The sequence below is a fragment of the Streptococcus sanguinis SK355 genome, assembly GCF_000212855.1.
Taxonomy (GTDB): Bacteria; Bacillota; Bacilli; order Lactobacillales; family Streptococcaceae; genus Streptococcus; species Streptococcus sanguinis_A.
Map to the genome: position 1 here is coordinate 238,292 of NZ_GL890993.1, position 12,214 is coordinate 250,505.

12 protein-coding genes and 2 pseudogenes are annotated in these 12,214 nt (G+C 39.6%); 5 read left to right on the forward strand and 9 right to left on the reverse strand.

Annotated features, from left to right (window positions below):
* Positions 1-238: 238 nt before the first annotated feature.
* On the reverse strand, positions 239-1,537 hold the full coding sequence (locus HMPREF9389_RS10090; RefSeq protein WP_002927890.1) for a DUF6161 domain-containing protein: 1,299 nt from the start codon (positions 1,535-1,537) through the stop codon (positions 239-241).
* Positions 1,538-1,877: 340 nt separating this feature from the next.
* On the opposite strand from HMPREF9389_RS10090, the gene pepF reads away from it, so the two are divergent.
* Complete coding sequence (gene pepF / locus HMPREF9389_RS10085) at positions 1,878-3,674, forward strand: oligoendopeptidase F (protein ID WP_002927891.1); 1,797 nt, start codon at positions 1,878-1,880, stop codon at positions 3,672-3,674.
* A gap of 49 nt (positions 3,675-3,723) precedes the next feature.
* On the opposite strand, the gene HMPREF9389_RS10080 is transcribed toward pepF, so the two are convergent.
* From HMPREF9389_RS10080 to HMPREF9389_RS10065, 4 genes are all read right to left on the reverse strand, one after another.
* Positions 3,724-4,083, reverse strand: coding sequence for a hypothetical protein (locus tag HMPREF9389_RS10080; RefSeq protein WP_002927892.1), 360 nt, complete (start codon positions 4,081-4,083; stop codon positions 3,724-3,726).
* Positions 4,084-4,289: 206 nt separating this feature from the next.
* A complete protein-coding gene (gene trxA / locus HMPREF9389_RS10075; RefSeq protein ID WP_002927893.1) occupies positions 4,290-4,604 on the reverse strand; it encodes a thioredoxin in 315 nt (104 codons plus the stop codon).
* An 18-nt stretch (positions 4,605-4,622) separates the two neighbouring features.
* A complete protein-coding gene (locus HMPREF9389_RS10070) occupies positions 4,623-4,844 on the reverse strand; it encodes a DUF4649 family protein (protein WP_002927894.1) in 222 nt (73 codons plus the stop codon).
* Positions 4,845-5,032: 188 nt separating this feature from the next.
* Positions 5,033-5,446: a YjdF family protein gene (locus tag HMPREF9389_RS10065; RefSeq protein WP_032906156.1), complete on the reverse strand. Its 414-nt coding sequence runs from the start codon at positions 5,444-5,446 to the stop codon at positions 5,033-5,035.
* 316 nt (positions 5,447-5,762) lie between these two features.
* On the opposite strand from HMPREF9389_RS10065, the pseudogene HMPREF9389_RS12200 reads away from it, so the two are divergent.
* Together HMPREF9389_RS12200 and HMPREF9389_RS10060 are read left to right on the forward strand one after the other, a co-directional pair.
* Positions 5,763-6,047 (forward strand): annotated as a pseudogene (locus tag HMPREF9389_RS12200) (cinnamoyl ester hydrolase); the annotation flags it as partial.
* Positions 6,038-6,266: pseudogene (locus tag HMPREF9389_RS10060) on the forward strand (IS3 family transposase); the annotation flags it as partial. The pseudogenes HMPREF9389_RS12200 and HMPREF9389_RS10060, both read left to right, overlap by 10 nt.
* 49 nt (positions 6,267-6,315) lie before the next feature.
* On the opposite strand, the gene HMPREF9389_RS10055 reads toward HMPREF9389_RS10060, so the two are convergent.
* Positions 6,316-7,284, reverse strand: coding sequence for a helix-turn-helix domain-containing protein (locus tag HMPREF9389_RS10055; protein WP_002927900.1), 969 nt, complete (start codon positions 7,282-7,284; stop codon positions 6,316-6,318).
* A gap of 17 nt (positions 7,285-7,301) precedes the next feature.
* Complete coding sequence (locus HMPREF9389_RS10050) at positions 7,302-8,120, reverse strand: oxidoreductase (RefSeq protein ID WP_002927902.1); 819 nt, start codon at positions 8,118-8,120, stop codon at positions 7,302-7,304.
* 187 nt (positions 8,121-8,307) lie between these two features.
* Here HMPREF9389_RS10050 and HMPREF9389_RS10045 point away from each other — a divergent pair, with 187 nt between their 5' ends.
* Entirely contained in the window at positions 8,308-9,453 is a 1,146-nt protein-coding gene (locus tag HMPREF9389_RS10045) for a low temperature requirement protein A (RefSeq protein ID WP_002927904.1), read from the forward strand.
* Between the two features lie 135 nt (positions 9,454-9,588).
* Positions 9,589-10,515, forward strand: a complete 927-nt coding sequence (locus tag HMPREF9389_RS10040) for an alpha/beta hydrolase family protein (RefSeq protein ID WP_002927906.1) — start codon at positions 9,589-9,591, stop codon at positions 10,513-10,515.
* Between the two features lie 532 nt (positions 10,516-11,047).
* Here HMPREF9389_RS10040 and rpsO read toward each other — a convergent pair.
* Complete coding sequence (gene rpsO / locus HMPREF9389_RS10035) at positions 11,048-11,317, reverse strand: 30S ribosomal protein S15 (protein WP_001018251.1); 270 nt, start codon at positions 11,315-11,317, stop codon at positions 11,048-11,050.
* Between the two features lie 166 nt (positions 11,318-11,483).
* Positions 11,484-12,212 (reverse strand): pseudouridine synthase, encoded by a 729-nt coding sequence (locus HMPREF9389_RS10030; protein WP_002927910.1) that lies wholly within the window; start codon positions 12,210-12,212, stop codon positions 11,484-11,486.
* Between the last annotated feature and the right edge of the window lie 2 nt (positions 12,213-12,214).

Genomic DNA, 12,214 nt, shown 5'->3' on the forward strand with positions numbered 1-12,214 from the left:
AATAGTGGGAATATATTAAAAAAGCCCGTCTAGATGCAAGACATACTCAAAGAGGAATTAAAGAAATTTATTAGTTCGTATGAAGTTGGTTTGAAAAAATAAAATTGGCAGCTCTTTGGTAGCTAAACAGACCAAATCTCTAGTTTTTCTCAAAGAAGTAAAAAAAGAATGTTGATTTATCAGCATTCTTTTTTATTTCAAATGTATTCTTGTAATTAGAATATTTAGGGAATATGAATTAGTTATTTCTATTTATATTCTTTGATAAAATAGCTAAAATTGTATCACTATCATTTGAGGCATCTGTCTTTACTAGTCCTGTTTCAACTTTACCAAATAATGAGTTAATAATTATTAATCGTTCATCTTTAGCAATGTTAGTTCCAGCTTTGGTAAGAGCTTGATAGAATCTTGTCAAAGCAGCTTTTTGTTTATATTCGGTAGCTAAATGATGATTTGACATAACGATTTTTATCAATACTCTAATAATGTAGATAAAAAATGAAATAACTGAAATAAGTATAAACGACTCGGATATAAACGGGAGGTCTTTTTTAATAATATTTAAAGAATAATCATGGATAACGATAACTAATAATACCAAAGCAAATATTAAAGCTAAGACTGCACCAATAAGGAATCGTGTCCATTTTGCAGCTTGTTTTTGATGTTCTTCAGCACGTTCTCTCCAAAGTAGTTCAGGAGCTTCTAAAGAAAGCTTATTTTTATAGGTCTCCTCTAAATCTCTAAAATTGTTGTACTTTTCTTCTTGCCAGTTTTCGATAGATTTTTGAAATTCGGCAAACTCAGAAACTTTTTTATCATATTGTTTCTGTATTTCATTATGCTTATCTTCGACGAAAGACGTAATTTCTCTAAATTGCTTATCTGAGTCTTCCGAAATATCTTTTAACTTGCTAGCTAGAGGAGCGACTATATTTGTTTCAAAATCATCCACATTATCCGTAATGTTTGAAAGTTTTTTTCTAAGTAGATATAGTGCTGGATAAAACATAAATTGAGATGAGCTTGAAAAATAGTTACCAATATCATTGTTGTTCTTATAGAGATAGATAAAATTTTTGATAGCATCATCAAGACTGCTTTGAGACTGTTTAATATAGAAAGAAACAAAGTCCCTTATTTTAATAAAATTTTTATCTTTGTCAATAGGAGATGGTACTGCTAATATGTAAACCATCTTATCTTGTTCTTTTGTTTCACGATTACTTGATAGATCATAATAAATCTTGCTATTTATATCGTCAATATCTAATTCTTTAAATTCAAAAATATAATTTTTAATTGTATTAAACTTATCATTTAAGCCTTTCCAAATTGAACTAAAATTATTTGGAGAGTCATCATAAATTGAATTCCAATAGGCATAGTTACTTTCTATAATTTTTTCAAGCTCTTCAAATGTAAAAATCTCTTCGTAGTCTCTAAAATCAATTATAAATTCGCTAGAAATAGAGAATCTAAAGAGAATCTTATCATTTAGAAAATTTGATACCTGACTTTTAGTTAAACCCATTAAATCCCCCTATTTTAAAAGCAATTATTTATCACTAACTATTATACCACAGAAAGGTTATATAAAATAAATCGTATAAATGTAAAATTGTTGGTAGCATTATTTAATTTGTCAGAAACTCGGTAATAAGATATATCACTATCAATCATATTAAAAATAATTACAAATTTATTGGTAGCCTTTTGGTAGCTAAACAGACAAATTGTTTTATTATTCTTACAGTGAACATAAAAAAATGTTGATTTATCAGCTTTCTTTTTCATTTCAAATCAATTCTCAGAAAGACATTTTAGGGGATTTTTTGCTATACTATTTCTATATACGACAAAAGGAGTAGACTATGGAACAAAAACATCGTTCTGAATTTCCGGAAAATGAACTCTGGGACCTAACGGCCCTTTACCAAGACCAAGAGGACTTCCTGCGGGCCATCGAAAAGGCCAGAGAGGACATCCAGAAATTCGTCCGTGATTACCAAGGCAAGCTCAGCACTTTCGAAGATTTTGAACGGGCTTTTGCTGAGTTAGAGCAGATTTATATCCAAATCAGCCACATCGGTAACTACGGTTTTATGCCACAGACCACTGACTTTGGTGATGAGATCTTTGCGCAGATTGCCCAAGCAGCTATGGAGTTTGAGACGGAAGCCAATGTCGCACTCAGCTTCTTTGACGACGCCCTAGTCGGTGCAGATGAAGCTGTCTTAGAAAAACTAGGTCAAGAGCCCCATCTGACTTCAGCCATTCGCCAGGCTAAAATCAAAAAAGCCCACTATCTGGGAGCGGATGTCGAAAAAGCCTTGACCAATCTGGGCGAGGTCTTTTACAGTCCACAAGATATTTACACCAAGATGCGGGCCGGCGACTTTGCTATGGCTGACTTTGAAGTAGACGGCAAAGTTTACAAAAACAGCTTTGTCACCTATGAGAATTTCTACCAAAACCATGAGAATGCAGAAATCCGCGAAAAAGCTTTCCGCTCTTTCTCTGAAGGGCTTCGTCAGCATCAAAATACTGCTGCAGCTGCCTATCTGGCTCAGGTCAAGTCTGAAAAATTACTGGCTGACATGAAAGGCTATGACTCTGTCTTTGACTACTTACTAGCAGAACAAGAAGTCGATCGCTCTATGTTTGACCGGCAGATTGACTTAATTATGAGCGAATTTGCCCCAGTAGCTCAGAAATATCTCAAGCATGTTGCCAAGGTAAACGGACTTGAAAAAATGACCTTTGCCGACTGGAAGCTGGACTTGGACAGCGAGCTCAATCCTGAAGTCGGCATTGATGATGCCTATGACCTGGTCATGAAGTCAGTCGAGCCACTCGGACAAGAGTATTGTCAAGAAGTTGCCCGCTATAAGGAAGAACGCTGGGTCGACTTTGCCGCCAATGCCGGAAAGGACTCTGGAGGCTATGCCGCTGATCCTTATCGGGTCCACCCTTACGTCCTCATGAGCTGGACCGGTCGCATGAGCGATGTCTACACTCTGATTCACGAGATCGGTCACTCCGGTCAGTTTATCTTCTCAGACAATCACCAAAGCTATTTCAACGCCCACATGTCCACCTACTATGTGGAAGCACCGTCGACCTTTAACGAGCTCTTGCTCAGCGACTATCTGGAACGCCAGTTCGACAATCCACGCCAGAAACGCTTTGCCCTGGCTCACCGTCTGACGGATACTTACTTCCACAACTTCATCACTCACTTGCTGGAAGCTGCCTTCCAACGCAAGGTCTATACTTTGATTGAAGAAGGCGGAACCTTCGGTGCAAGCAAACTCAACGCTATTATGAAAGAAGTCTTGACAGAATTCTGGGGCGATGCCGTTGAGATTGAGGACGACGCTGCCCTGACTTGGATGCGCCAAGCTCACTACTACATGGGGCTTTACAGCTACACTTACTCCGCAGGCTTGGTCATTTCTACCGCCGGCTACCTACATTTGAAAAATGACGAAAATGGTGCCCAGGACTGGCTAGAACTACTCAAATCCGGCGGCAGCAAGACTCCGCTTGAATCAGCCCTCATCATCGGTGCCGACATTTCCACCGACAAACCACTGCGCGACACCATTCAGTTCTTGTCAGACACAGTTGATCAGATTATTGCTTACAGCGAGGAGTTGGGGGAGTAAAGAAGAAACAAAATCAGCTTGAAGATTTACTTCAAGCTGATTTTTAAGTTTAATAAAAATCAAGCGATCCAAAAAAGCGGAGATAAAGTAAAATATAGGCACTAAAACAAGCGATAAATATAAGCCATCTTGTCCAGTACTGTAACTTAGTATAATTCTTCATTCGCAGCAACCCGATGAAAAACCAAATCAGACTCCAAAAAACCAGACCTAGTATCTGAGGAGCACAATAGGAAATTAAAAGCAAAACAGGGATCAACAAGGCTAATACTAGTATGATTCTTTTTTGCGTTATCTGCTCTCTAGGAATCATCCACCCCACAAAGAAACAAAAAACAGCTGGAGCAACAAATGGTGTAAAAATCATAAAAACAAATAAAAGATGTTTTAGCAACTCAATAATAATCATTACCTCATTCCCATCATTTTTAAATAACCCGGCTCCCTAACGAGACCCATTGAAAAAAAGACTTCTACTTATTATACCTTAAAATGTGAATTTTCGAACAAATTTTTTAAATTGACTTCTTATTGTTACAATCGCAATAAAAAAGACCACTCTATAACCAGAGCAGCCTCAATTTTAAATAGGTCTAATTTAATCTTCCACTCACCTTATCCCAATTCTGCCACAATCGCTTTAATCTGCTGGGCAGTATGAACGCCCGCTAGCTGCTTGACGACTTGTCCGTCTTTTTTAAAGAGCAGGGTCGGGATAGACATGATGCCAAAGGCGCGTGCTGTAGCTGGATTTTCATCCACATCCATCTTGACAATCTTGAGCTCATCTTCTGACAACTCTTCAGACAGTTTGTCCAAGATTGGTCCTTGCATCCGACAAGGTCCGCACCAAGTCGCCCAAAAATCAATCAGCACCAAGCCGCCTTTTGTTTCTTGCTCAAATGTTGCATCTGTGATTGCTTTTACCATTATTTTTCTCCTTTATTCTTAGTCAAACTTTGTCAAATCCTGCTTCATCAGGAAAAAGAAGACATCTCCGTAAGTACCCTGGTAGTTCAAATCATGGCCTTTATAAGTCAATTTTTTAACTGGGTAATAATCCGCCACTCCAATCAGGCAGGCTTGCTGGGACTGCTCAAACTCCTGATAAGACTCAAAGCTCATCTTCCGCTCCTGCTTGACAGCATCCAAATATGTAATTTCAATCATAATTTCTCCTTTTTCAAATTACTCTTGTAATTTTTATTTTATGATTATATTGTAATAGCTTATGTTACATCTGTCAAATAAAACGACTTGGAGAAATCACTTCGCTTTTCAAGCAACTCACCGATTTCCTGACAAACAAAAAAGCCTTCCATCGGAAGACTTTCCCATATAAATAAGAAAAGCCAGGCTCAATGCCCCTTGTGCTTTTTCAACCGTTTTTGCTGTTTGAGTTCAAATTTCCTTTGCTTAGCCAGTTCTTTCTGCTGCTTGCGCTTGACTCGCGCGATTTGCTTTTGCTCTTCAAATTGCAGCTTCAGGGCTTCCTGAGACTTTGAAGACCGTGAAGCCAGCTGCTCTTTTTTAGCCTGTCTCTGCAGGCGTTTAGGACTGACCGACTTAGTCTTTTCCTTCACTCTGATGCTAGGACTAAACTGCAACCGATGATAATAACGGTTTAGAAAATCCAACAATTCCTGCGTACTAGGCTCTGCACCAAAGGTGACTCGGCAAACTCTATAAGATTGAGCATGTTCCTGCTCGAAAAGACCGTGCCAAAATCCCTCTTCAAAATAAACTGTCAGCGTCATTGAAATCTTATCCATGACAGCCCCTCCTTTAAAAATTCCTAAGAATGGACAACCAAGGAGGAAGGTTACTGACAAAAAATGGATTTTTTGCGTCTGGACTACCAACCAGAACTGTGTTTTTATCTTAGTAGCTACAGTTTAGCAAGATTTTCTAAAAAACTCAAGGTTATCGGGATCTCGCTTAGATGACTGAATTAGATTTTCTTGTATGAAATCCAGAAAAATTAAAAAAAGAAAGCTCTCGTATTGTAAAACGCCTTCGTTTTCGCAATAATACTGCAAATAATAAAAGGAGAGAGCTTTGAAATACATTTAGGCATTTTTAGCAGTCCTGAGTTTAGCTACTCTAGCTACTTTCTTCTGGCATTCCCAAAACAGATCTAATCCTACTCTTCCTAGACCAGAAAACACTCAGATAACTTCTAGCGAGAAATCCGTCAATCAGCTGACTCCGACAGAAGACGTTGTATCCGAGGAATCCAGTGTTTCATACGACGGCAAAGTGTTCTACGGTGTGATTACCGCTCCTCGTGACTACAAAAACAAAACATTGCCAACCATTGTCATCGAAGATGGTTTCAACAATACCCTTGAGCAATATGAAAAGTGCAGCCGTCCATGTCACGCAAGAGCAACAGTCCAGACAACATCATGATGGAGTCTTTCTTTGACATTTTGAACTCCGAAATATTTTATGTTTTTGAAAAGGGGTTTCAGTATCTTAAAGAACTTAAGAAGGCGATTGTCAACTACATTAATTACTACAACAAACGAATTAAAGTCAAAATCAAAGGACTTAGCCTATACTTACAGTAGCAAATCCTTTGATGAATGATTTTACAATTTTTTTAAATCTGGAGTTCTTCTGACTACAAAGGTCTCTATTACTTTTTGTCTCTATATTGTGAGATGGTCTGTCCGGTCCACTTTTTAAAGGCCCGTGAGAAGGAAGAGACTTCCGAATACCCTAGTAAATAGCTGACTTCTTCCGTTGTGATTTCTGGGTTTTTAAAATAGCTGAATGCTAGAATCTTTTGGACATTTTGCAATTCTTGATTAAATTTGGTTCCTTCTGCAGTTAGGTTTCGTTGCAAGGTACGACTGCTAATCCCTAATGATGCTGCTATATCTTCAATGGTAAAGAAACCACTTGGAATAGCCTGGTAGAGTTTTTTCTGGACAATACCTGTGAAACTTTCACTGGTCATTACTTCTGCTAAACGTTCCTTGAGCTGAGGCTCTAAGTAGTCTAGCATGACATTATTGGCAGTGAGGAAAGGCTTCTCTAAGTCAGCTTTTTTAAAGACCAGTTCATTCCCTTCCATTACTTCCACTTGGCATCCAAAAATACGAACACTATCTTCCTCATAAGAATAAGGAGTCCCGACATGCACTGGAACAATTTCTTGACCTGTTCCCATCCGAATCAAATCAAGCAACAACAACTGTTCATTGAGGACAGCAAAGCGAGGCAGGTCTAAACCTGGATAATCATAACGGTAACTAACACGGACAAGGTCATCAAAGACTTCCATATTCACAACAATCGGACCTGTAATCTTCTTGTATTTGGCAAAATGCTCTATCGCAGCTAAACCATTTTTAGAGGATAAGGCCGCGAAAAATGGAGGCATAAACATTTGAATATCCTTGATGCGGCTCATGGCTATGATTTGCTCATCATTGGCTGCCTGATCAAAAGCTGTTAAGAGATGATAATAGTCCAGAGTTGAGAGGTTCATCTCCTCTTTCCAGGTGCTATCTGGTAGATTGGCCAATTGTAGGATCATTTTCAGATCCAGCCCCATAAGGCTTAAATTTTCAATATACTGTTGACTGAGACTAAGACGCATAAGCTTTCTCCATTCTATTAACGGAAAGTCATCAACATCATGCGATCAAAGAATTTATCGCCAAAGATGCGACGAATTCCTACCAAGAGCTTGGCTCCACGGCCAACAAGATAGCGAGTTTTAGGGTTACGTGCATTGATGATTTTGAGAACTGTACGTGAGATGACTTCTGGCTTAGACCCTGGTGTTGGGTTGTTCTCCATAGCTTTGATATAAGCGTTCACCAAACGACTATATGCTCCATTTTTAGATTCATGAGAGAAGTTTTGACCAACTGCTGCGTTAAAACCAGTATTGATCGCTCCAGGTTCTAAAACAACCACCTTGATGCCAAACTCCTTGACTTCCATACGGAGACAGTCACTAAAACCTTCAATGGCGTGTTTTGAAGCATGGTACCAAGCACCAAGTGGTGTGTAGATTTTACCACCCATTGATGACGTATTAATGATAAGACCATCCTTTTGCTTACGCATATATGGCAATACTTTTTTAGTCAAGCGGGCTACACCGTAGACATTGACTTCGAACTGTTGTTGCGCTTTTTCCATTGAAAGGTCTTCGACAGGACCATAGAGTCCGTAGCCAGCATTGTTCCAAAGAACATCGATACGACCTTGTTCTTCAATCACTTTTGCAACAACTTTTTCAATATCCTCTTCGTTTGTTACGTCCATTTTCATGATATGGCCACCAAGTGCTTCAAGGTCTTTCATTTTATCGACACTACGAGCAACAGCGTAAACGGTGTGACCAGCTTTGATAAGGTCTTGGGCTGAAAGTTTCCCCATACCTGATGAAGCGCCTGTGACTAAGATAACTTTTTTGTTTGACATGATGATTTCCTCTTTATTTCATTTAATTTATGAGACTATTATACAAGACAGAAGCCGACAAGTACATGACAAAAGAAGACAAGACATTGACAATTTCCGCCACATAAAGGCATTAAAGAATATCCTTCTCTTTCATTGCTATTTTCTGTTATAATAAATTGTACATCTTAACTAGAAGGAACCTACTATGACAAACCTTATCAAACACAAACGGGTAGAATTTTCAGAGCTATTTTATGACCTGGTTCTTGTTTTTGCCATTTCAAAAACAACTGCCCTCATCCACCATCTTCATAATGGTATTTTGACTTGGAATTCTCTCTTTGATTTTTTCATGTCTCTCTTGGTGCTTGTCAATTCCTGGATGATCCAGACCGTTTATACCAATCGCTATGGGAAGAACTCTTTATTTAACATGGTGATCATGTTTATCAATATGGGTCTCTTGTTCTTTATATCTAATATGATTGGCCATGATTGGCAAGTATATTTCCACTCTTTTTGTTGGGCCGTTGGTACCTTAACCCTCACCCTTTTCTTCCAATATCTAGTTGAATATTATCGAAAATCAACAGATGCTAGCAATCGAAAAAGTATCAAGGGTTTTCTCCGGATGACAGGGCTTCGCACATTTGGTGTCTACCTAGCAGCCCTGCTTCCCATTAATTTTGGTATCTATGCCTTCGTTCTTAGTATCCTACTTACCTTTATTATGCCCATTATCATGACTCGTAGGACCAAGCACTTCCAAATTAATCTACCCCATTTAATCGAACGCATCTCACTTCTAGTCATTATTACTTTTGGGGAGATGATTATGGGGCTAGCTGACTTCTTTACCGTCGAGAATTTCTCGATTTATTCCCTTCTTTATTTTATCATCATGCTTTCTCTATTCATGTTTTATTTTGGTCAATTCGACCATGCTATTGATGAAGCATCTAATCAAAAGGGAATTTTTCTGATTTACAGTCACTATCCTATTTTCATTGGACTGATTATGATCACTGTTTCGATGAGTTTTCTTCTAAGTCCTGAAGCCAATCATCTCTTTGTGACCAGCTTCTTTTATATCGGACTTGGCCTCTTCCAAGCAGCTGTACTAGCAAATGGCCCCTATAACAAACACTATCTTCGCTTTTCGAAACGTTTCTACTTCATCCAGGCTGCACTCTATCTGACCGCCTTAATTCTCTCTTTAATCTTTGCTTCTAATCCTATGAAAGTAGTGAGTATTGCAACCATTTTGACCCTAGCTATAGAAATTCATTTTGCTTATTTTTATATTAAACAGACTAAAAAGTTTTCAACAGTTGACTGGGATTTATTCTAAGCGACAAAAAGACTCCTTTCCCGAAAGAGAAAGGAGTCTTTCTTTTATAAGATTGAGACCTTTATTGCCAATCTTTCTCCTTGTAAAACAGTTTCGTTTCCGCTATAATACTACAAATACTGAAAGGAGAGAACGATGAAATATATTTGGGCTTTTCTAGCCATCCTGAGTTTGTCTGCTCTAGCTATTTTCTTCTGGTATTCCCAAAACAGAGCCAATTCTACCCCTCCTAAGCCAGAAACCACACAGACAGCTTCTAGCGAGAAGAGCGATAAGCAGCCGACTCCGACAGAAGACATCGTATCCGAAGAGTACAGAATTTCATACGATGACAAACAGCTTTATGGAAAGATTACTGCTCCTCGTGACTACAAGAGTAAAAAATTGCCGACTATTGTTATCGCGCATGGATTGAACAACACCCTTGAGCAATATGAAATGTACAGCCAGCTGCTGGCAAAGCAAGGTTATCTGGTTTACAGCTTTGATTTCTACGGTGGCAGCCGCCAATCGAAAAGCGGTGGACAAGATATGCTGAATATGTCGGTCAAGACCGAACTCACAGACTTGACTCAAGTCATGGAAAAGCTTAGTTCTGAGGCCTTTGTAGATAAGAGCAAAATGAGTTTATTCGGTGCTAGCCAAGGTGGGGTTGTGGCCAGTCTCTATGCTGCTGCTTATCCGGACCGCGTGCACAAACTCATGCTTATCTTTCCAGCTTTCGTTCTTTTTGACGATGCCCAGGAGACCTACCGCGAGCTGGGAAGTCCCGACTTCGATCAACTTCCAGACAGCCTGACACACCACAATACTACTCTGGGCAAGATTTATCTGATCGATGCCTTAAACATTGACATCCAAGCAGAGCAGGCCAAAATCACGGCTCCAACCCTCATTATCCACGGCACTGATGATGCAGTCGTGCCCTACCAGTATGCGGTCGAAGCCAGCCAGATTATTCCAAATGCAAAGCTGGTCACTGTAGAAGGTGGGGAACATCGCATTGACGAAAGATTTGCTATCACTGCCGCTCCTGCCATCCAAAAATTCTTGAAAGAGTAAAGCCTCTGATAGAAAAAAGTTCTTCCAAAATCATAGAAGAGCTTTTTATTTGGAAAAATTAGAAGAATTAGACTAGGAAACGATATTTGAATATCTTGAAATATACTAAGAGGAGCGATGAATAAAAATGCCTCCAAAACCAGAGAGCTAACTTGAGCTCGGACTAAAATTCTCGTAAAAAATTAAAAATCTCCCCGAAGGGAGAAGATCTGGTTTGTTTTACCTTACAGTACTAGGTACCGTAACCGAATATAATACTTGAGTATATCGAGGTAAGGTGACGGAACAGAAAAAGCTCCCTGAAGTCAGAGAGCCGATTTGAGCTCAGGCTAAAATCCTAGCAAAAAAGATGAAACTCCTTGTGTTCATCGAACACGGTGTCGTTTCCTTATTTTCATACGGATTTTTGACGCCCTTAGCATCATGATTCTTGCTGGATAAAACGTTTATAAACTAGGCGACGAGGCGAAGATTGTACTAATGGTACATCGAGGCGAAGTCAACGAAGTATAGAAACGTTTTAGACACAAGATTAACGACGAAGTCCAAGAGAGTTAATCAACTCACGGTAACGGTTAACGTCATTCTTACGAAGGTAAGCCAAAAGGTTACGACGGCGACCGATTTTCTTCATCAAACCACGGTAAGTAGCGTGGTCTTTTTTGTGTTGTTTGATGTGTTCGTTGAGGTGGTTGATTTCCCAAGTAAGGACAGCAACTTGTACCTCTACTGAACCAGTGTCACCTTCGTGACGTGCATATTGTGCAATGATTTCATTTTTTTTCTCTTTTGAGATTGCCATGATATACTCCTTTTCTTTACGCTTCATCCGAGTGGCAGGTTTGGCATGGCCTGCAACCAAGAAGAAGTTATTTGTCTTTTAGACATTCTTATTCTACCAAGAAGGGCTACCTTTGTCAAATGATTCTGTTTCAACTCTTTTGTATGAGGAATTCAGGCTCTTTCATTTACAATTCAACCCCAAAAATTTCTAAAGAAAGTATTTCTGCCTCGGTCAGCCTCCGCCATTCTCCAAGAGATAGTGCGGAATCCAACTGTAGGGGACCCATCCTGAGGCGCTGAAGATCTGTAACTTCTTTTCCGCAGGAAGCCACCATGCGCTTGACCTGGTGGAACTTTCCCTCAGCTAGGGTAATTTCTACAAGAGAAGTCTCTTTTGCTTCATCCAGCTCTACAATCTTGAGCTGAGCTGGCTGGCAGATGAAGTCTTTCAGTTCTATTCCTGCAGCAAATCGCTCTACATCTGCTTGGTTCATCAGTCCTGCCACTTGAGCTCGGTAAATTTTTTCTACGTGCTTTTTGGGTGACAGCATGGCATGGGCCAGCTTGCCATTATTGGTCAGAAGGAGCAGGCCATGGGTATCAATATCCAAGCGGCCGACAGGAAAGACTTCTTTCTGACGGGCAGTCTCGTCCAGCAAGTCCAGAACCGTCTTATGACGGTCATCCTCTGTCACCGAAATGACTCCCTGCGGCTTGTTGAGAAGGTAGTAAACGAATTTTTCATAGATCAGCCTTTGGCCAGAAACAATAATCTCATCTGCTGTCTCATCAATCTGGGTCTTAGGTGATTTCTCTGCTCTGCCATTGACCAAAACCAGCCCTTTCTTTAGGAGCTGCTTGACCTGAGCTCGTGAGCCCAGACCATTTTCTGCTAAAAATTTATCCAGACGCATCG

What these genes read in the sequence shown, in the direction of transcription:
- HMPREF9389_RS10090 (WP_002927890.1), bottom strand. Translation starts at nt 1,537, where the DNA reads ATGGGTTTAACTAAAAGTCAGGTATCAAATTTTCTAAATGATAAGATT.
- HMPREF9389_RS10070 (WP_002927894.1), bottom strand. Translation starts at nt 4,844, where the DNA reads ATGATTGAAATTACATATTTGGATGCTGTCAAGCAGGAGCGGAAGATG.
- HMPREF9389_RS10050 (WP_002927902.1), bottom strand. Translation starts at nt 8,120, where the DNA reads ATGTCAAACAAAAAAGTTATCTTAGTCACAGGCGCTTCATCAGGTATG.
- trxA (WP_002927893.1), bottom strand. Translation starts at nt 4,604, where the DNA reads ATGGTAAAAGCAATCACAGATGCAACATTTGAGCAAGAAACAAAAGGC.
- HMPREF9389_RS10065 (WP_032906156.1), bottom strand. Translation starts at nt 5,446, where the DNA reads ATGGATAAGATTTCAATGACGCTGACAGTTTATTTTGAAGAGGGATTT.
- pepF (WP_002927891.1), top strand. Translation starts at nt 1,878, where the DNA reads ATGGAACAAAAACATCGTTCTGAATTTCCGGAAAATGAACTCTGGGAC.
- HMPREF9389_RS10055 (WP_002927900.1), bottom strand. Translation starts at nt 7,284, where the DNA reads ATGCGTCTTAGTCTCAGTCAACAGTATATTGAAAATTTAAGCCTTATG.
- HMPREF9389_RS10080 (WP_002927892.1), bottom strand. Translation starts at nt 4,083, where the DNA reads ATGATTATTATTGAGTTGCTAAAACATCTTTTATTTGTTTTTATGATT.
- HMPREF9389_RS10030 (WP_002927910.1), bottom strand. Translation starts at nt 12,212, where the DNA reads ATGCGTCTGGATAAATTTTTAGCAGAAAATGGTCTGGGCTCACGAGCT.
- rpsO (WP_001018251.1), bottom strand. Translation starts at nt 11,317, where the DNA reads ATGGCAATCTCAAAAGAGAAAAAAAATGAAATCATTGCACAATATGCA.
- HMPREF9389_RS10045 (WP_002927904.1), top strand. Translation starts at nt 8,308, where the DNA reads ATGACAAACCTTATCAAACACAAACGGGTAGAATTTTCAGAGCTATTT.
- HMPREF9389_RS10040 (WP_002927906.1), top strand. Translation starts at nt 9,589, where the DNA reads ATGAAATATATTTGGGCTTTTCTAGCCATCCTGAGTTTGTCTGCTCTA.